This is a genomic window from Fundicoccus ignavus, from assembly GCF_009659375.1.
In the GTDB taxonomy this organism is placed as follows: domain Bacteria; phylum Bacillota; class Bacilli; order Lactobacillales; family Aerococcaceae; genus Fundicoccus; species Fundicoccus ignavus.
In genome coordinates this window covers 1-18,783 of sequence record NZ_WJQT01000026.1, presented here as the reverse complement: position 1 = coordinate 18,783, position 18,783 = coordinate 1, and the positions used below count along the sequence as shown (strand labels likewise).

At 34.0% G+C, this 18,783-nt stretch carries 18 protein-coding genes; 8 read left to right on the top strand and 10 right to left on the bottom strand.

Annotated elements, in window-relative coordinates; all coding sequences use genetic code 11:
- The first annotated feature begins 1 nt into the window (after position 1).
- The 7 genes from GF867_RS12235 to GF867_RS12205 all read left to right on the top strand — a co-directional run bounded on the left by GF867_RS12235 (position 2) and on the right by GF867_RS12205 (position 7,165).
- Positions 2–436 carry an acetyl-CoA carboxylase biotin carboxyl carrier protein gene (locus tag GF867_RS12235; RefSeq protein WP_153833377.1) on the top strand — a complete coding sequence of 145 codons (435 nt, stop codon included), beginning with the start codon at positions 2–4 and terminating at the stop codon, positions 434–436.
- The gene (locus GF867_RS12230) at positions 436–1,794 is read left to right on the top strand and encodes an acetyl-CoA carboxylase biotin carboxylase subunit (RefSeq protein ID WP_380706524.1); all 1,359 of its coding nucleotides are present in this window, start codon (positions 436–438) and stop codon (positions 1,792–1,794) included. Before GF867_RS12235 ends, GF867_RS12230 begins: the two co-directional genes overlap by 1 nt.
- Complete coding sequence (locus GF867_RS12225) at positions 1,794–2,552, top strand: 5-oxoprolinase subunit PxpA (RefSeq protein WP_003143905.1); 759 nt, start codon at positions 1,794–1,796, stop codon at positions 2,550–2,552. The genes GF867_RS12230 and GF867_RS12225 overlap by 1 nt, the downstream gene beginning before the upstream one ends.
- A gap of 22 nt (positions 2,553–2,574) precedes the next feature.
- Positions 2,575–3,807, top strand: coding sequence for an NRAMP family divalent metal transporter (locus tag GF867_RS12220; RefSeq protein WP_153833376.1), 1,233 nt, complete (start codon positions 2,575–2,577; stop codon positions 3,805–3,807).
- A gap of 26 nt (positions 3,808–3,833) precedes the next feature.
- On the top strand, positions 3,834–4,604 hold the full coding sequence (locus tag GF867_RS14430) for an IclR family transcriptional regulator (protein ID WP_153833375.1): 771 nt from the start codon (positions 3,834–3,836) through the stop codon (positions 4,602–4,604).
- Positions 4,605–4,935: 331 nt separating this feature from the next.
- Positions 4,936–6,480, top strand: coding sequence for an IS21 family transposase (gene istA, locus GF867_RS12210; protein ID WP_153833374.1), 1,545 nt, complete (start codon positions 4,936–4,938; stop codon positions 6,478–6,480).
- On the top strand, positions 6,455–7,165 hold the full coding sequence (locus GF867_RS12205) for an ATP-binding protein (protein ID WP_153833373.1): 711 nt from the start codon (positions 6,455–6,457) through the stop codon (positions 7,163–7,165). Before istA (GF867_RS12210) ends, GF867_RS12205 begins: the two co-directional genes overlap by 26 nt.
- A 147-nt stretch (positions 7,166–7,312) precedes the next feature.
- Here the strand turns inward: GF867_RS12205 and GF867_RS12200 are convergent, their stop codons facing one another.
- Entirely contained in the window at positions 7,313–7,912 is a 600-nt protein-coding gene (locus GF867_RS12200; protein WP_153833372.1) for a hypothetical protein, read from the bottom strand.
- A 105-nt stretch (positions 7,913–8,017) separates the two neighbouring features.
- Between GF867_RS12200 and GF867_RS12195 the strand changes: the two genes are divergently transcribed.
- Positions 8,018–8,644, top strand: coding sequence for a hypothetical protein (locus GF867_RS12195; RefSeq protein ID WP_153833371.1), 627 nt, complete (start codon positions 8,018–8,020; stop codon positions 8,642–8,644).
- Between the two features lie 1,228 nt (positions 8,645–9,872).
- Here the strand turns inward: GF867_RS12195 and istB are convergent.
- The 9 genes from istB to GF867_RS12150 all read right to left on the bottom strand — a co-directional run bounded on the left by istB (position 9,873) and on the right by GF867_RS12150 (position 18,712).
- Positions 9,873–10,622, bottom strand: a complete 750-nt coding sequence (gene istB, locus GF867_RS12190) for an IS21-like element helper ATPase IstB (RefSeq protein WP_153833370.1) — start codon at positions 10,620–10,622, stop codon at positions 9,873–9,875.
- Positions 10,619–12,157, bottom strand: a complete 1,539-nt coding sequence (istA, locus tag GF867_RS12185) for an IS21 family transposase (RefSeq protein WP_216650299.1) — start codon at positions 12,155–12,157, stop codon at positions 10,619–10,621. Before istA (GF867_RS12185) ends, istB begins: the two co-directional genes overlap by 4 nt.
- 163 nt (positions 12,158–12,320) lie before the next feature.
- On the bottom strand, positions 12,321–12,530 hold the full coding sequence (locus tag GF867_RS12180; RefSeq protein WP_153833369.1) for a type II toxin-antitoxin system Phd/YefM family antitoxin: 210 nt from the start codon (positions 12,528–12,530) through the stop codon (positions 12,321–12,323).
- Positions 12,531–12,804: 274 nt separating this feature from the next.
- Complete coding sequence (locus tag GF867_RS12175) at positions 12,805–12,990, bottom strand: hypothetical protein (RefSeq protein ID WP_153833368.1); 186 nt, start codon at positions 12,988–12,990, stop codon at positions 12,805–12,807.
- A gap of 809 nt (positions 12,991–13,799) precedes the next feature.
- Complete coding sequence (locus tag GF867_RS12170; RefSeq protein ID WP_153833367.1) at positions 13,800–14,417, bottom strand: ATP-binding cassette domain-containing protein; 618 nt, start codon at positions 14,415–14,417, stop codon at positions 13,800–13,802.
- Between the two features lies 1 nt (position 14,418).
- Positions 14,419–16,413 carry a DUF1430 domain-containing protein gene (locus GF867_RS12165; protein WP_153833366.1) on the bottom strand — a complete coding sequence of 665 codons (1,995 nt, stop codon included), beginning with the start codon at positions 16,411–16,413 and terminating at the stop codon, positions 14,419–14,421.
- A gap of 363 nt (positions 16,414–16,776) precedes the next feature.
- Positions 16,777–17,082, bottom strand: a complete 306-nt coding sequence (locus tag GF867_RS12160) for a lactococcin 972 family bacteriocin (RefSeq protein WP_153833365.1) — start codon at positions 17,080–17,082, stop codon at positions 16,777–16,779.
- 644 nt (positions 17,083–17,726) lie between these two features.
- Positions 17,727–18,080 carry an accessory gene regulator B family protein gene (locus tag GF867_RS12155; RefSeq protein WP_153833364.1) on the bottom strand — a complete coding sequence of 118 codons (354 nt, stop codon included), beginning with the start codon at positions 18,078–18,080 and terminating at the stop codon, positions 17,727–17,729.
- A gap of 200 nt (positions 18,081–18,280) precedes the next feature.
- Entirely contained in the window at positions 18,281–18,712 is a 432-nt protein-coding gene (locus tag GF867_RS12150) for an ATP-binding cassette domain-containing protein (RefSeq protein WP_153833363.1), read from the bottom strand.
- Positions 18,713–18,783: the final 71 nt, after the last annotated feature.

Sequence of the window (18,783 nt, the reverse complement as noted above, 5' to 3'; positions counted from 1 at the left end):
TATGAAAATGGATAATATAAAAGAATTAATCCAATTGATGAAAGATAATCATCTAAAAAGCTTAAAAGTAAAAGATGGGGATTTAGAAATTGAATTAGAAGCTCATTCTAATTATTCAAATAAAGTGGTTGAATCGAGCAGTTCTCCAGAAACAAACTTAGAGAAAAGTGTGCCCAAAGATTCAAAACTAATTGAAATTCGTTCAACACAAATTGGAACTTTCTATACTCAGCCGGATGAAGATAGTACAGATACATTTGTTAAAGTAGGCGATAAAGTAACAAGCGGGGATCAAATTGGACTAATCGAAATTATGAAGTTATTTAATGTGGTTCGTGTAGACCATTCAGGAGTGATAGAGGAGATTTTAGTCACAAATGGTGAGCCGGTTGAGTACGATCAAGTATTGATGCTGCTTAGAACAGAGGAGGAGTAATTGTGCCAAAAGTTCTTGTCGCCAACCGAGGTGAAATTGCTGTCCGAATTATTAGAACGCTAAAAGAGAAAAATATGAAAAGTGTGGCCATTTATAGTGTAGACGATAAAGACAGTTTACATGTTGCTTTAGCGGATGAAGCTTACTGTATTGGTCCAGCAAGTAGTTCGGAAAGTTATTTAAATATCGAACGGATTTTGTCCGCAGCTAAAATAAGCCAAGCAGATGCCATTCATCCGGGTTATGGTTTCTTAGCTGAAAATGAAACGTTTGTTCAACGATGTGAAGAAGAAGGCTTTAAATTTATTGGACCAAGCGGCAAATTAATTGGACTTATGGGGAATAAAGCAAAAGCTCGTGATACTGTTGGGAAAAATGGTTTACCGATTATACCAGGTAGCGAAGGCCCAATTAGAGATGCAAATGAAGGGTTAATCATTGCCAAAGAAATCGGTTATCCAGTGGTGGTAAAAGCTGTTTCTGGAGGTGGCGGTAAAGGAATGCGCTTAATTGAATCTGAAAAAGAATTTAAGCGATTATTTCATGAAGCTCGAAAAGAGGCAATGAGTTCATTCAATGATAGTCGTGTTTATCTTGAGCGTTTTATTCCTGATGCTCGCCATATTGAAGTACAGATTTTGGGAGATGGAAAAGGACAAGCCGTTCATTTATTTGAAAGGGATTGTTCCATTCAAAATCATAATCAGAAAATTATAGAAGAAGCACCTGCAGTTATATTAGACGATTCTACAAGGACTTATATCACAGAATTAACGGCTAAAGTAATGGCAAATTTACATTATGAGAGTGCTGGTACAGTTGAATATTTATATGTTGAAAAGGAAAAAGCTTTTTATTTCATGGAAATGAATACACGAATCCAAGTAGAACATACTATTTCTGAGATGATTACTGGCATTGATATTGTGGAACAACAATTAGAAGTAGCCTTTAACGGACGCTTAACGGTTAATCAATCCGACATCCATATGAATGGTGTAGCAATCGAAGTTCGAATAAATGCTGAAAATCCTAGAAATAACTTTATGCCTTCACCAGGTAAAGTAGAATTACTGCACTTCAGTCAAGGGCATCATGTGCGAATAGATACACATTTATATCATGGATTTACAATATCACCACATTACGATGCGATGATTGCGAAAATAATCACCTATGGCCATAATCGATCAGCCGCTATTTCAAAAATGAGACGTGTTCTTAGCGAAACAGTCATAGGACCAGTAGAAACAAATTTAGATTTTCAAGCATATATTATGGATCATCCTAAATATCAGGCGAATGATCTCAATATTCACTTTTTAAAAAATAATCACATTATTGAAGGAGGAGACTAATGTATAAAGTTGATTTAAATGCTGATTTAGGCGAAAGCTATGGGAATTATACTATTGGAGATGATTCAGCAATTATTCCATTAATTTCTTCTGCTAATGTAGCTTGTGGTTTTCATGCTGGCGATCCGTTAGTTATGATGGATACACTTTTAAAAATAAAAGAAAGTGGCTCAACAGGTCTAGGAGCACATCCCAGTTATCCAGATCGACAAGGGTTTGGACGTCGTTACATGGATATGTCGAAAGATGAAGTTCGAGCATTTCTATTATACCAATTAGCTGCAATAGACGGATTAGCAAAGACTGTTGGTTTAACGTTAAATCATGTTAAACCACATGGCGCACTTTACAACCAAACATTTAAAGATATTGAACTAGCTGAAACCATCGCCCAAACAGTGAAAGAATTTAATCCTAACTTAAAATTAGTAGGATTAGCGAATAACCACTTAGTCAAAGCAGGAGAAGCAATTGGTTTAAATATTGTACACGAAGTTTTTGCTGACAGAGCTTATGAATCTGACGGTACATTAGTTGATCGCCGTAAAGAAGGTGCCATGATAACCGATACTAAACATGCAGTTGAACGTGTTATTCGTATGGTAAAAGAAGGAAAGGTAACCAGTATTGACGGTAAAGATATTTCCATCCAAGCAGATAGTATCTGTGTACATGGAGATGGAGAAAAAGCCCTTATTTTTGTTCGTGAAATTATAAAAGGACTAAAGGAAGATAATATTATGATTAACACATTTTAAAACTTGATTTGGAGGAACAAAAATGAATAATGACAAAACACTTTTAGAAACTGAAGCTGATAATAGAAAATTGAAAAGTAATCTATTAACAAGTATCTTTTTAATGATTACATCCGCAATTGGACCTGGATTCTTAACTCAAACGGCAAATTTTACAGAGCAACTAGGTGCTAATTTTGCTTTTGCTATTATGTTAGCTATTGTAATTGCATTTGCAGCTCAAGTTAACGTATGGCGTGTATTATCTGTAACTGGAATGTATGCACAAGATTTATCGAATAAAGTTTTACCTGGATTAGGATATGTTGTTAGTTTCTTTATTGTATTAGGTGGATTAGCATTTAATATTGGTAACGTAGGTGGATCAGGTTTAGGTTTAAATGCTATTTTCGGTATAGACTACACAATTGGTGCTGTTATAACAGGAATTATTGCTATGCTTATTTTTATCTCAAAAAACGGACAATCTTTAGTTGATCAATTTATTAAAATCCTTGGTGTAGTAATGCTAATATTAGCGCTATATGTAGCGGTTGTTACAAAACCACCAGTAGGAGAAGCATTGCAAAGTATGATTAGACCTCAAAATATTGAAAGTCTGATTTTACCTATAATTACATTAGTTGGAGGTACAGTTGGTGGGTATATTTCATTCTCTGGTGGTCATAAATTAATTGATGCAGGAATTACGGGTGTTAAAAATGCAAAAATTGCTTCGAATTCTGCAACATTTGCTATTTTAGGTTCTGGTGTAATGCGTTTGTTACTATTCTTTGTGTTTTTAGGTGTTGTTTCATCAGGCGTTGGATTAGATCCTAGTAACCCAGCAGCGTCAGGATTTGAAATTGCCTTAGGTCGTCCAGGTGAAATTATTTTTGGGATCATTCTTTTTTCTGCAGGAATTTCTTCAGTAATTGGTGCGGCTTATACAAGTGCATCATTCTTGAAAACATTTCATCCGTTATTAGAAAAATATAATAACTTAGTTATTATAGGTTTTATAGTGTTTTCAACAATAGTATATGCCTTTATTGGACAACCCGTTATGTTATTAATTTTAGCCGGATCATTAAATGGCTTAATTTTACCTCTCACTTTAGGTACAATACTAATAGGAGCTAACCGAAAAAATATCGTAGGGGATGATTACAAACATCCTATATGGTTAACTGTGTTAGGTGTTATTGCAGCTGTTGCTACATTATACTTAGGAATTCAGTCATTAAGTGGTATAACAGCTCTGTGGCAAGGTTAATTTAGCAAGAGTAAAGAGGGATAAAAGTGTCTGGAAGTTATAAAATTATACAATCATTAGCAAGAGCATTTTTAATTATTGATTGTTTTACAGAAGAAGTAAAAGAATTGACATTAAATGAAATTAGTGAAAAAGTTGATTTAAATATTAATACGACACGTGGATTGGTTCAAACTATGCTGCACTATAATTATTTATCGTACGACTTACAAGATAAACATTATCGATTAGGGTCAATCTTTTTAGAAAAAGTTGAGATAGCACAGTATGATTATACGGAAAAAATTATTGAAATGATTCGTGGTGATTTACAGCGTATAGCAGATCAGTATTTTGTTTCTACTCGATTTCATAGTGTTGAAAATTTGAGTATTACCACTTTAATTGAACGTAAACCTAGTCGTTCGCGTTATATGCTCAGCATTCATAACCAAACAGATTTTCCACTAACGGCGTCCGCTTCTGGAAAGTTAATTCTAGCGCATTTATCCGAAACCCATTTAAATCAAGTTTTAAGTAAGGTACGATGGGAAAAATATGGACAAGGTACAATTACAGATCCCAATATTTTAAAAAAACAACTAAAAGATGTTACAAAAAATAATGTTTCAATTGAACGAGATGAGCTTGGAGATGGCTATGCTAGTATTGCTGTTCCAATTTTTAGGGACGAACAGTTGGTTTATACAATCTCCGTTGTTTCAACAACTCAGTTAATTAATGATTCATATGATGCATTAATTCAGGAGTTAAGAGACATTCAAGAAACCATTCATAAACTAGCTGAATTTCAATGATAACATTTATTTCATATCAGTTGTAACGCCAAACTAAAACATTCCTTTAATAGGAGTGTTTTTTTGAGTTCTCTTTTTGAAATCAGCGTAAAATATGCTATATTTTATCAAGAAGGTATATTACAAAGAAAGATGTGAAGTCGATGTTTCAAAAAGTGGATATATCGGTCTTAAAGAGCCACTTCGTCGGACATAATTGAGCCACCTAAATCGCTCCTGCTGAGTCCAGATAAATCAGTACTTCTGAACCACTTTGTGGTTCTTTTTTATTGCCACCATGGTATAACTAACTCGTGAGTGAAACTCACAAAATACTAAGGAGGTGGCAATAATGCCCAATTATGTAGAAATGCTACGGCTACATGAGGCTGGATTTAGCTTAAGACAAATCGCTAAACTAGTCTCTTCTGGCCGAAACACAGTCACTAGAACCGTCAATATCGCACAAGAAAAGGAGTTGTCGTACGAAGAAATTGCTCAATGGTCCAGTGAAGAATTAGAGAATATGTTCAAACCGGATAAAGACAAAAAGGATCAACCTGTCTCTTACTATGTAATGCCGGATTACAAGCAGTTGGCGAAAGAACTTGCTAAACCAGGTGTTACGATGCAGCTTCTTTGGGAAGAATACGCCCAGGAATGTCGATTAAATAATAAAATCTACTATAAATTAACCCAATTTAAGAAGCACTTTAATGACTATCTTTATAAGAATAGTTTTAGTCATGTACTTCATCATAAAGCGGGAGAACAAGTCCAAGTGGACTGGACGGGTAAACGCCCGCAATGGATTGATCCCATGACGGGTGAAATTATCAAAGGTGAATTATTTATCGGGACTTTACCTTTTAGCGGTTATACCTATGCCCAAGCTTGTATCGATCAAAAGATGCCAAGGTGGATTGAAGCCCATATTAATATGTTTGAGTATTTTCAAGGGGTTCCCACCTTATTAACACCTGACAATCTTCGAACTGGTGTAACCAAGAATACAAAGACACAGTTGCTCTTAAATCCAACCTATGAGGATATGGCGAACCACTATCAGACAATTATTGTTCCTACACGGGTTGCACGTCCGAAGGACAAAGCTGCTGTTGAAAACCATGTTAAGCATCTTACAACGCATATAATTGCTCGTATGCGCAACTACCAATGCTTTAGTATTGATGAATACAACCAATACCTGCTCAAACTTCTTGATGAATTTAATGCCAAACCTTTTCAGAAGAAAGAAGGAAGTCGTCTTCAAATGTTTAAAGAATTTGAACAAGAAGCACTCAAAGAATTACCAACTTATTCGTATGAAGTGTGTGAATTTAAAGAAGCGAAAGTGTATACAAATAGCCATATTACATTAAATAAGCACTATTATTCTGTACCCTATCAGTATATTGGTGAAAAAGTAACGCTTAAGATTTATTCAACTTCCGTTAAAATTTATCACAATCAACAGCTCTTATGTGAACACGCGACCGTAGGTACCCGACCTGGCGCATACTCTACGAATGAAGATCACTTGCCCGAAGAAAGTAAACATTTTGGCAAATGGAACAGCACAAGGTATTTAGAATGGGCGCGTCGTATTGGCCCAAATGTCCATATTGTAATCTCCAGAATGTTTGATCAAGGTCCTGAACAACAGTATTACCGAAGAGTTCACGCAATATTAAAAATGGCAGACACCTATTCCGACCAAAGACTAGATAAAGCCTGCCATTATGCTCTTGAACGATCTACTCACCCCAATTTTAAATTAATAAAACAGCTGATAGAAAGTTCCATTACGCAATCAGATTCTAACACTTCTACCCAAAATGAACAATCATACCTAAGAGGAGCGGACTATTATGACCAATTCAACCGAAAGAATTAATGAATTAACCCAATACCTAAGACAAATGCGACTACCCATTATGGCTGATCGGTTAATTGATTTGTATAGTGACCCACTCAGTAATAAACGCTCAACGTTGGATATCCTTGAAGAAATTGTAATTGATGAATATCAATCACGAAGACACAACACCATTCAACGTCACTTAAAACAAGCCAAACTCTCCCAACCCCAAGCTCACGTTCAAGAAATTGACTACTCACCTAGTAGAAAGCTGAATAAAGATACCATTGATCAACTGATGACCAGCCAGTTTATAACGAATCATCGAAATATCATTATCCAAGGTGCCACCGGCACCGGAAAGTCCTACATAACGAATGCATTATGTCGATATGTAATAGAAGAAGGATATACCGCAAGGTATATGAGAATGTATGATTTACTCACTGAGATGGTTCAAGCTGATTTAGAGGATAAACTTACCAACTATCTAAAGAAAATAGCGAAACTAGATGTATTAGTCATTGATGATTTTCTTTTGACTCCTACAACCCAAGATGAACAGAAATACTTAATGGAAATCTTTGAATTAAGAAGTCGAGATCGTTCCCTCATTATTTCTTCTCAAATGGAAACGGGAGAATGGCATAAGAAATTAGGAGGCGGTGCGATTGCTGATGCCATTCTTGACCGTGCCATCTCGAATTCTTATCATCTGTAAATTTCAGGTGATTCTTTAAGAATGAAGACTGGTTCAGCAACTTCCGACTAGACCGGTTCAAGAAAACGCGATTTGCCTGGCTCAGGAAATTGCGTTTTTATGGTCTTATTGGAACGCTATATGCATATTAGATATATTGGAGTTGAATTAATAATAATTTGGTAACGAAAGTGTCCAATTAGTTCCAGACCTTGAGATACTTAAAGAAAAATACGCTCCTATACTTGAGTAGCTAGAAGGTAAAGCGTATTTTGAAAAACCAGAATATCTAGTAAAGTTATTACTTGGATAATATACAACTTGTTCATTGGCTGCGCCTACGTCACTTGGACCCACAGTTTTAATTAGAAGATAAGGATTAGAAACTGTTAATGAGCTGTCATAAAAAGTCCAGTAACCAGAAACTGAGTTTACTCGATAGAGAGTTAGACCTTGAAAAGATTTCGTGTCAAGGTTGATGTCCGTTCGTGCAAATATGCCACCAGTTGAATCCCATGCTGTTTCATACTTTCCTGCAGACAATGGTATTAAATTATCGTTAGACAGATCAACCGTAACCGTTTGAGATAAACTTCCATCTTCAGAACTTGTTCTAAAAATATTATCTTGATTTATAATTACTTGGTAACCTTCACCTTTATCATTCATTAAAATTGCGTAATTATCTTCTGCAGCATATGCACTTGTTAAACAAAACATAGAAGAGAGTGTGATTAAAGTCAAGATGAAATAAATCTTTTTGAACATTTTTGAAACCTCTTTCATGAGCTATGTTTTTATTATATAATAGATACATAAAGATTTTAATAAAAAAGGTGATACAAGAATTAGTTATTTAAGGAGGATCCTTTTATGAAAAAAAGAATTTTTTTCTCAATTTCTTTATTATTTATCTTATTTTCATTATCTAATGCTATCGTAAATGTTTCTGCGGAGAGTCAATTAAAACAGACTGAATTAAATCAAGATCAACGCTTCGTTTTAGATTTTGTCAAAAATAAACCGATTTTTTATACGATTGAATTGGACGAGGTACCGGTTACCGCTACAATTTATTTTGAGCGGCTGAATACTTCAGGTGAATGGGATTCTGAAGTTATTGCTAAACAGGAAATCACGTCAAATAAATCTCAATTAGTGATTGACATAAGCCATCCTATACAAATTAGTTTCTACAGTGTGGATCCAGAAGAACGTACAGATAAATTCGGATTCGAATCTATACTTTATCCTGATGAGATTAAGATATCACTCGATGATTCTTATTCTTTAACAGGGCCTTTTATTGAGCAAATTGATTCTCTTGAATTAAATACCAAGAATGTGATTGCACCACTTTTTTTAGTGCACAATGGTGAAATGTTTGATATAAATCATTTGAATACGTTCAATTATAATGATCCTGATAGTCATTTTCTTGAATTAGTAAAAGGTGTTTATGCAATTACTATTGAATTGAGCAATAACACGTTACATTAATAATAGAATTGTTTCCTAAAAAACTGAATCTATATAATAAAGATAAAACACTTTCATTTTCATTTTTGAAGGTGTTTTTATTCATTAAAGTGTACTTCAAAAAGTAAATATGGTTACAGCAATATTTTGAGGTACTCAGTAGAGTAGGTTAAATTAGCCATGACCGATAATTATATCAGCATCACGGTTTATGCGATAAGTATCATTGAGAACTCAAATAAGGTCTAGACGCTTAAATATATGTACCGAATATAATCACTTACGTGCGAAAAGATTTCGAGTTGCAACACCAAACTCGAAAGAGCAGTTTAAGAAACACTTGTGATAGAAGAAAAGTAGAGTGAACCATAAATAATGAAACTGCTTAGATTATAACGATTAATTCTTTTATTTCAATCTGGGTTTACATAATATATATTATGTTATTTTTAAGTGGGAATTCACCTGTATGCATATTTGGCTCATTGACAAAATTATTTGATAAGAACGATAAATTATCAGCCTGATTAATATGATTCATCCCATTCATTTAAATCCATTATAATAGAATCCATGTAATATTTTTAGCCTTTACTCAACTTGAAAGATTTGAATCAAGTGTTTTTGCGATAGCAAAGATCTCTACATGTATGTTTTACAGCTTAGTAGATAATCTTGCGATACCACCAGTTGGATTTCACTGGCTCATCTAATTATAGTAAGATCTGGTAAACTTTTCACATATGTCTATAATTACACGTGTTATCATTCAAGGACGTTTTTGATTCGATTCAATTCAATTAAGTGAATTGAATCGAATCATTTTAAGTTATCTCATTCGCAATTTGACCAAACAGAATGAATCTTGAGTTCATTAAACTCGTCATGTAAGACGATGTTGATCGTCTTGACTAGTATGGTAATCCTACTAATTTTTCATAATGTGGTGGACTTTGATAAGGATTACTCGTAATGATTCTGATTAGTTTATCGAACTTATCAGTCAGTTTCACTGTCTTTAATTTTGGCAAATCTTTACGAGCATTCTTCTTTATTTTTATAATATAACCCAATCAATCTAACCCAAAACTTCAGCTTCTTCATCTTCATGATGAATATTGCCTTTAAATAGATCCACCCTTGCCAATTTTAGACCCAGTTAAGCCTCAAATAGACCCAGGAGTGCCATATAAGGTCCAGCGAAAAATAAAAAGATTGATCCAATGATTGGACCAATCTTTCATTAATTCTATGGGACTAAACCATGACGTTCTCGCATAGAGATTTCACCATCGAGTAATATTTTAAAGGAGTTATGAATAATTCGGTCTAAGATTGCGTCAGCGAGTTGTGGATTTTCAATTTTAGAATGCCATCCTTCTGGGGCAAACTGTGAACAAAAAATAGTGGAAACCTTATTTAATCGTGCTTCCAGTATTTCTAAAATATGCAAAGAATCTTCTTGAGATAAATTGGTCAACAGCCATTCATCTATAATTAATAAATCAAACTTACGATACTTCGTAATGAATTTGCGATAACTTCCATCTGCTTCATATTTAGCCAGTTTTAACTGATCAATAAGTTCAGGCAAACGGATGTATTTAACCCGTCTAAATTGGCGACAGGCTTGATTACCTAAAGCATTGGCGATCCACGTCTTTCCATTACCAGATGCACCCATGAGGATGATATTGATCCCATCCTCTAGATACTTTCCAGTAGATAAGCGAATCATAAGCTCTTTATCAAGATGACGATCTGGGTAATATTCAATGTCTTCCATACAGGCTTCAGAATTACTAAAGGTTGCTTGATTGATTAATCGAGAGAGTTTATTTGTTTGGCGGCGAGCGTATTCCGCATCCACCAACAAGCTAAAACGTTCCTCAAACGATAAGGAATGGATGTCTTTATTATTTGATTGCTGCTCATAAGCTTCATACATACCACTTAAGCGCATAGCGGTTAGTTTATCTAATGTATAGTCATTTCTCATTTTCTGGACCTCCCAAAGTAATCTGCACCACGTGTAAAGCCGTGATTATTATCTGTTTCTTGACTAGAATGTGTTTGTTTTTTTACGTTCTTTTGGTGTTGTCGTTTCAGAGTTGTTTTAAAGGTGGAGAGAGTTGGCTGTGAGGTGATACTCATTAGAATTTCACTGGTATCTTCAATGAGATTTACACCGTATTTATCTTCCAATTTTTGAATCCCACTGATGATTCTTAGCGCTTGCTTCTCAACATGTTGCTCAATGATTAAATCGATTACTCCTTCCGTATACGGCCCTATAGTATGAGACCATTGCTTTACATTTTCCAGCGTATTTTCTGCATAATGACGGTGTGAATCCGGCATATGATCAACTAGGGTACTATACTGACCTACTTGTAAGTGAATACGTTTATGAGATGCAATTCGGGATTGATTCATGTAAACTTCAATTAGGTTCTGTGTTATGCGAACTTCGACTTGACATTGAACGTATTCATAGGGAACAGAGTAATAGTTGCGATCGATTTGAATGTGGTAGTTCAAAGCAACTTTGGCGACACGCCAATCTGTTAATTGAAATTTAGGTTGACGGACTGGAGTTAAGTAAGAAGCCTCTTCTTCTTCAAATACACTACGACGTGAACCTGATTTCTTTTGAAAAGCTTCATTATTCAAGGTTTCTAACTTTTGCCAAATTAACTGATTGAGTTCATCTAAGTAAAAACACTGGGTATTTCTTAATGCAGCGATAATTTGTCGGCTAATAAATCCAACGGCTCCTTCCACACTCGCTTTATCTTTAGCTTTGCGAACGCGAGTCGGTACGATAGCGGTTTGATAATAATCTGCTAGCTCACGATAAGCCTCATTGAGTAAAGGTTCCGCATAATCGGACTTTGTCACGCCAGTTCGTAAGTTATCGGGGACAAGTAGTTCTGTGACACCTTGAAAGTAATTAAACGCATGAATATGGCCTGTCAACCAGTTAACAGATGTCATATCAAGAAATCCTTCACAGTAATTAAGCTGACTGTAAGGCAATGTGGCGACAAATACATAGACTTTTATATCTTCACCTGTGGTTCGATCAATGAGTTTAAGCGTAGATCCTGCCCAGTCTACCTCCATACTTTCACCAGGTTTTCGTTTGATGGGCATCGTTACTTTATATTTATGCGCATATTGATTGTAATGCCGGCAATAGGTTCTATAAGCATAAGGAATGCTTTGTTGAGCCTCTGCCTTTTGACAATATTCTTTATGTAATAAGCTTAATGTCATATGTTTTTTGCCGAGCTCTTTATGGACATACTCCCAATCCTCTGTCATATAACCTTTTGACTCCGGCAATTTCTCAGGAAATAGAAATTCCTCGAGCCATTGATCCGTCATCTCATCTGTCAACTCTGATAACGCTCTCATTTTAGCTCGATTGACAATTTCACGAATTGTATTACGTGAACTATTGACTTCAACTTGAATCGTTCTTTGGGACATACCATTGAAGTAGTGTTCCAAAATTTTTCGATATTCCACTACAAATAACCTCCTGTATTATTATTTTCATACCGTTTAAGGTACTTAAATAATAGTATACAAGAGGTTATCGATATAGTGGGTCTCTAATGGCAGAGCTGGGTCTATTTAAGGCAATATTGGGTCTAAAAAAGGCAGAGCTGGAACTATTTGGTGGCAATATTCATTCATGATGTTCAATCACATCTAGAACGCCTGTTTGTTGGAGATAAAGTGTTTCTTGAATAGCATTCCAATCTTTCTTACTAACGACAATGACACTTTCGGATTCATTCCTCATACTAGCAATCTCCACTGGCTGACTATTCGAGACAACATCTTTAATAATTTGATTCAAGTTCTTTCGTGCATTGGTTGGATTAAAAACTTCCATTTGAACACCACTTCTTAAATTATTATAATAACGTACGTTATTAGGTACGTCGACGTATGAAGGAGCTATTTTTATTGCTACAGATAGTAATTACGTCCTAAATGCGTTACTGCATTACCCTATTTGTTTATACAAAAATACAACCTAATCCACAGAGGAAATTGGGTTGTATATTGAGTGAGTTTTCTCTTAGGTCTTACTTCATCATGACATACATATGGACTAAGTTCATTTCACAATTTTCTAAAACTTCTCCAACGACTTCATAATGTTCCTATGTGATTGCTTCTGACGTGACATCGATGGCAAAATAGTGTTGGGAGTTTGTTTTATGTGCATTGGAATGACCATTTGAATAGAATGAAAATCTGAAAGCTTGCTCTTCTATTAATAGTAATTCACGAAATGTTTGGATGTCTACTTCAGATAATTTATGACTGAATAGTTCTTCATAGGTCACATTGAAATCTCCTTCCATTTGAATGCTTTACGTTTATAGATCACTTCGTAGTTTTGGTTCCAGCTGTACTTGGAACTAAAATATCTTTTCGTCAAGGGTGTTAAAGGTTGTCGTATTACCCTTTTATGTCACCTGCTGTGGCAACTATCCGTTAAAGCAGGTGCTACAGAAAAGTTGTGAGCGTGGTCATTTTGAACAGGATCAACGTCATACTTGTCTAATAGAATCGTTTGATCATCAGGAATTAATTAGGTGGTTTCACCTGCAATCGCCCTGATTATACAGCATGAAGTAAATTCTTGAACAAGCAGTCTTAGCCTTAGCAATTAGTGTTCTAAAATCAATGCATGCGTTAGGATAGATTTTTTGTTAGACGCATCCATCTAGGACTCCTTTTTAGTAGCCTTGGATAAGTCATCCAAAGTCTATTATCAGTATTTAAAGCGATAAAACAGTGATGTAATGCACAATTACGTGGCTTATAACTTAAAAAATAGGAATCCTTCAAAGTTTGGTAAATAAAGGTTTCAAAAATTTTATGCAACACTAGTTATCAATTTAAGCAAACTTGTTCTATAACTGCGAATAGGATAAAATTTGGTGCTATTCTTTTTCTTCTTTCACGTAATTATATATGTTGATAATTAAAGAAAACATGCTCAGGATACAAATAGTTTGTATAAATAGTTTTATAGGTTGTCGCATAATAGAAAATTGAGTCAGCATAGTAAAAAGAGCGATACAAAAAATACAGATTTGCAAGAATATGTTAGTTAGTCCAAATTTCAATTTCATATTTAACCTTCTTCCTATAGGGCGATAACATGATCTACTCTATTGAAAACAGCGGGATCATGTGTCGCAATAATAATTAATTTATTTTGTTGTAAACTTAGTATTAAGTCCATAATCTCAGTACTGTTTTTTTCATCTAAAGAAGCTGTGGGCTCATCAGCTAAAATTATCGGAGTATCTTTCAAAATAGTTTTAGCGATGGCAACGCGCTGAGACTCTCCCCCAGATAATGTAAATACTTTTCTGTTAGTATTTAAGTTCAAGTTAACCTGTTTTAACGATTCCTCTACTTTTATTTGCTTTTCTCTTGAGGTTAAATTTTTCCCAATAAAAGATAATTCAAGATTGTCTTTTATTGTTTTGTTCTCTATCAATCCATAATTCTGAAATAAGTAACTTATATAGGACTTAAAGTAATCTTTTTCTTTGATTTGAGTTAGTAGTGAATCATTAACTACAACCTTCCCCTGATCAACCATTTCAAGTTTACCGATAATATTTAGCAATGTTGATTTACCGCAACCAGATGGCCCAATCAAAGCATAAGATTGTCCTGAAACAAACGTATAACTAAAGTTATTAAATAAAGTTTTATCAAGAAAAGCTTTACTGATATTTTCAAGTTCAATCATACTATTCTCCTTTCAAATATTGAATATTTGTTTTCCGCTCTCTTTTTAACTGAATTAAAAATAAAATCATAACTAATAGCATGTAAATAGGAGGCGTTATCGTAATTAAATAATTTATTTTTATTAGAGCACAAATTAACGTAATGACTGATACACATGAGAATACAATTATCAAGTAAAACTTGTGGATTGTCGCATAGTTTTTCCCGGCTAATCTCTCGATGAAAAACGCTTTTCGACCTTGATAAAAATAGACTGTGTTTAACAAAATTAACAATAGTATTGAACAAATAATATTTATTCCTGTTGAAATTAGCAAAATATTTTGTCTTTCTTTCGTAAGATTAATTTTTTCATTAATAGAATAATAACCATTTGTTAAAGAGCCAAAAGCATGAGTTAACTTTTTTTCTTTTATTAAAGTAATGACTTTATCAGGTTCTGTTACTCTGATGTTCCATGCATCAGGTAACATTCTTAGGCCTGAATATAAATTACCAACTACTATAATCGGATGATGAACAAAACTATTACTGGACAATAGTTGGCCGCCTTCATTAAAAATTGGATAAATAAATATTTCTGTACCACCTTCATACAGATCAGTTATTATCGTAGGAGGCACACTACTTTCTACCCCAACATATTCCATTGCATCTTCAGAACTTGATTGTATACGATTTGACCATTTCTCTTTTAATAACTCATAATCCTTTTGCTGAGATTGAGGTATTAAAATGAGACTATCATAGGGTTTGAGTTTAGAAAGCATATCCAATGTTTCTGTGGATAGCTGAATATCGGCATGATTAATAAAATTTTGATTAACATATAAAACATTTTCTGTTTGATAAGCATTAGGTTCATAAATATCTTTCTGAGGGTTATTTGATAGGATTATATTATCCACATTTGTATTAATAACAACCATATCGACTAAATCTTGTAATTCATCATAGAAATCTATTAGTTGATTTTTCGTTACTGAATTTCCGTTGTCAATAGAAGACATTTGAAATAAATCTGTATGTTTAGACCATTCGTTGTGCCCCTTCTTCAAAAGAGACAGATCATTATTCACATTAATTAATCCATGAATTGAATACATTAAAGAAAATAGTGTTAAAAGCTGCACTATAAACACTATAAAAATAATGGAATATAAAGGAGCCTTACCTTTAATAGATAATATTATTGGTTGGCTTTGTAAAATGTAATAAAAAATGTTTGATAAGAAAATGTTTATCATTAAGAGCAAAGATAGCCATATCAATATAGGGAGTATTATAATCAATAATCCCTCAACTGAAAATAGCTTATATCCAATGAGTAGGGTAATAACAAAGAAAATAATTAGTGTAGTGTAAAAAAGCAAGAACTTACTATCTTTAAAAGTGGAACGTAGAGCGATTTGATGTTTTCCTTCACCTGCAAGGCGACGGATACCAATGGATTTAATCGTAGATATATACTCTGCTAATATCAATGAAGAAAATGCGATTAATAAGACTATAACTATCATAATAGCTTGGGGCATTGCAAACATCACGCGTAAAAGAACCAATCTGTAGTTTGTGGGAAAAACAGAGACTTTATTACCTGCAGCATTTAGTTTATCTGCAAGGATTTGACCAGTTAATTTACCTTTTGCAACGACATATAATGTATTATAAGGACTATTTTCTATGGTTTCTTCATCAGTTTGTAAAGGTAACTTATCTGGCAAATTATCTGCGCCAATAGGAACATACGTATTTTGAAGTTCACCAGTTAAGTTATCTGTTGAAGCAATAATTCTTCTGGCTAAGACACTGTCACTTTCTAAAGCGATTTGTTCTAATTGATCATTGATATTGACTGTGGATTGAACAATATAAACAACTTCTTTGTATCCACTAAACATTTCACTTTGATTGTTCTTAATAAAAACAAAGCCTATAAACGCTATAAACAAAATAGTAGTAATGGCTAGTGACATCTTTAATTTATTGTACATTTAATCCCCTCTATTTCGCTCAATGTGATTTCCATTCAATGTAATGCTAGTCCAGACAAATAATAGGAAATATCAATGTGTACTCAAATTTTCCTTAACCCCAAAAAATAATATTAATTTAAGAGCCTATACCCCTAATTAATACATTGATGTGTTGGGAATAAAAATAAACTAAACCTCATCTTCTAAAACGTTCTGGAACACCAATTTATAGATATAGATGTTGGACATTTCAAGCTTTTTTTCCAGATACCAAGGGCAAATTTTTAAAGGACCTAGATGAATAATAATTTAATTAATTTGATTAGAAGTGTAAATTTAGTAAAGGAGGTTTCCCTCCCTTACATTAATCACAATTTAAACTTAGTAATATCCAGTAGGGTTATAATAGAATGTTGCAGGATCCCATATAGTTCCTATTACAGCATTAGACCAGATGCCCGCTTCAGCATTACTTATTGCAGTAATTCCATTATTGACATTGACGACTTTAGAACCGTGATTATTGTAGGAATGATAATATTTAGAGTATGCATTGATAGGTCTGGTGTAACCATAATCCCAAGTGCCACCATCAACGTTAACAGTTGCAGCATAAACGTTTGCAGTTCCTAAAGATACTGCTAGACCAAAGACAGCTACTAAAAACACTTTATTGATTCTTTTCATATCACTTTACTCCTTAATTTTTTTTAGTAGAAATTTAATAATTGTATGTTTTGTTGTCCGTTGTGTTATTCAAGTTAAGTATTCTGAATACATCGTTGTTGCATTTGTTGATTAATACGGAATATTCTTCTTTCATTAATCTTTCTTTTCCATGTACCATGACAACCATTAACTTACCTTGTTGTTATAATATGACTAATCAAGACTAACAGAGTGCCTATCTTTACCAAATACTCTCACTTTTTAACCATAAAACACTTAAGAAATTCAATTATATGTGTTGTCCTCAAACTTTTTCAACTTCGGTTTATAAAATGACCATTGAGATAAACTCTCTGCCTTATCTGAAAGTTGTAATAATACTTGAATCAGTTTTTTCAATGTCTTCCACCCTCCTTCCGATTCTATTTTATCTCAAATAAAACATTATTGAAGGAGCACTGTAAAATGTGTCGTTCTAAATGTAAAACGTGCAATTATTAGGACTTGGACATAGTTGATGCCCCCACAATGACAATAGTCAATGTGATGAAATAAGTTTCTAGGGAATGGGGATAAATGACAGCAAGTCCCATTATACAAAAATTCAAGCCCCCCATTATAAATAGAAATTGCTCAGATACTAAATACTTAAACTTGAATAATCACCAACCATTAAATAGCAGAGCTAGACTCACAAAGTGTACAACATAAGCCATCGGAAGTATTCTCGACAAGGACACCGGTCCTAAGAATGTAGCAGTTGTCATCCATAAGCAACGCCAAAAGGTTTTGGCATGGTAACGATCATTCATCAGCCGAAATCCAATAAATACTATGATAAATCCAATGAGTTCAATGACAGCATTCAATAAGATTCCCAAAATTACCACAACCAAAAATGATATAACATTACTAAACACTACTTCTAACGCAAAAGAAACACGGTAGAAATCTTTGCTTTCAATATGACCTTTGTCTACTAATAATCGACTTAAGGCTTCCGTAATTTGTTCCATAAATCTTAGCCTTCTTTCTTTAATAAGACTGTCACCCGAAAGATTTGATTATCTGTTGCGTATATCATTTTGCCTCCAGACTCCGTTATCATCTGTTGTACATTCATTAAACTAATCCCCTGCCTAGCCTTATCCTTACCGGCCTTCATATTCTTTCAAATTACCATCAAAAGAATCGATTATGACGATTTTTCCATAATTTATTTATCTGAAAATAATTGGCCATTCTTTAATTCAAGAAATGAATAGGAATCCTTGCTAAATAACGATGGTTCATGAGATACGATTATTAGTAGTTTTCCTTCAGATACCTCTTCAATATATTCTATTATTTTTCTTTTTAATCTTGGGTTCAATGCATTGGTTGGTTCGTCACAGATTATAACTTCTGGATCGTTTATAACAGCTCTAGCTATAGATACCCTCTGTCTCTCTCCACCAGAAAGTAATTTAACTTTTTTGTTTAAAATGTCATGAATTTCAAGTGCAATTGCAACTTCATTAATTCTATTTTTTCTATCTTTTCTTTTAAATTTTGAAGAATATAATAGTGGAATCATTATGTTATTGTAGACATGAGTATTGCGGATAAATAGAGCCACTTGAGCGGAGATTAGAGCCACCTGATGCATGAAACAGAGCTACCCAGTGCGGAAGGTGAGCCAGTAAATACAGAGATGCCCCTAGCCATTGAGATAAGCTA

Excerpts from the sequence above, each read along its gene's own strand:
- GF867_RS12235 (WP_153833377.1), top strand. The coding sequence starts at position 2 with ATGAAAATGGATAATATAAAAGAATTAATCCAATTGATGAAAGATAAT.
- GF867_RS12225 (WP_003143905.1), top strand. The coding sequence starts at position 1,794 with ATGTATAAAGTTGATTTAAATGCTGATTTAGGCGAAAGCTATGGGAAT.
- GF867_RS12220 (WP_153833376.1), top strand. The coding sequence starts at position 2,575 with ATGAATAATGACAAAACACTTTTAGAAACTGAAGCTGATAATAGAAAA.
- istA (WP_153833374.1), top strand. The coding sequence starts at position 4,936 with ATGCCCAATTATGTAGAAATGCTACGGCTACATGAGGCTGGATTTAGC.
- GF867_RS12205 (WP_153833373.1), top strand. The coding sequence starts at position 6,455 with ATGACCAATTCAACCGAAAGAATTAATGAATTAACCCAATACCTAAGA.
- GF867_RS12200 (WP_153833372.1), bottom strand. The coding sequence starts at position 7,912 with ATGTTCAAAAAGATTTATTTCATCTTGACTTTAATCACACTCTCTTCT.
- GF867_RS12195 (WP_153833371.1), top strand. The coding sequence starts at position 8,018 with ATGAAAAAAAGAATTTTTTTCTCAATTTCTTTATTATTTATCTTATTT.
- istB (WP_153833370.1), bottom strand. The coding sequence starts at position 10,622 with ATGAGAAATGACTATACATTAGATAAACTAACCGCTATGCGCTTAAGT.
- GF867_RS12180 (WP_153833369.1), bottom strand. The coding sequence starts at position 12,530 with ATGGAAGTTTTTAATCCAACCAATGCACGAAAGAACTTGAATCAAATT.
- GF867_RS12170 (WP_153833367.1), bottom strand. The coding sequence starts at position 14,417 with ATGATTGAACTTGAAAATATCAGTAAAGCTTTTCTTGATAAAACTTTA.
- GF867_RS12165 (WP_153833366.1), bottom strand. The coding sequence starts at position 16,413 with ATGTACAATAAATTAAAGATGTCACTAGCCATTACTACTATTTTGTTT.
- GF867_RS12160 (WP_153833365.1), bottom strand. The coding sequence starts at position 17,082 with ATGAAAAGAATCAATAAAGTGTTTTTAGTAGCTGTCTTTGGTCTAGCA.
- GF867_RS12155 (WP_153833364.1), bottom strand. The coding sequence starts at position 18,080 with ATGGAACAAATTACGGAAGCCTTAAGTCGATTATTAGTAGACAAAGGT.
- GF867_RS12150 (WP_153833363.1), bottom strand. The coding sequence starts at position 18,712 with ATGCATCAGGTGGCTCTAATCTCCGCTCAAGTGGCTCTATTTATCCGC.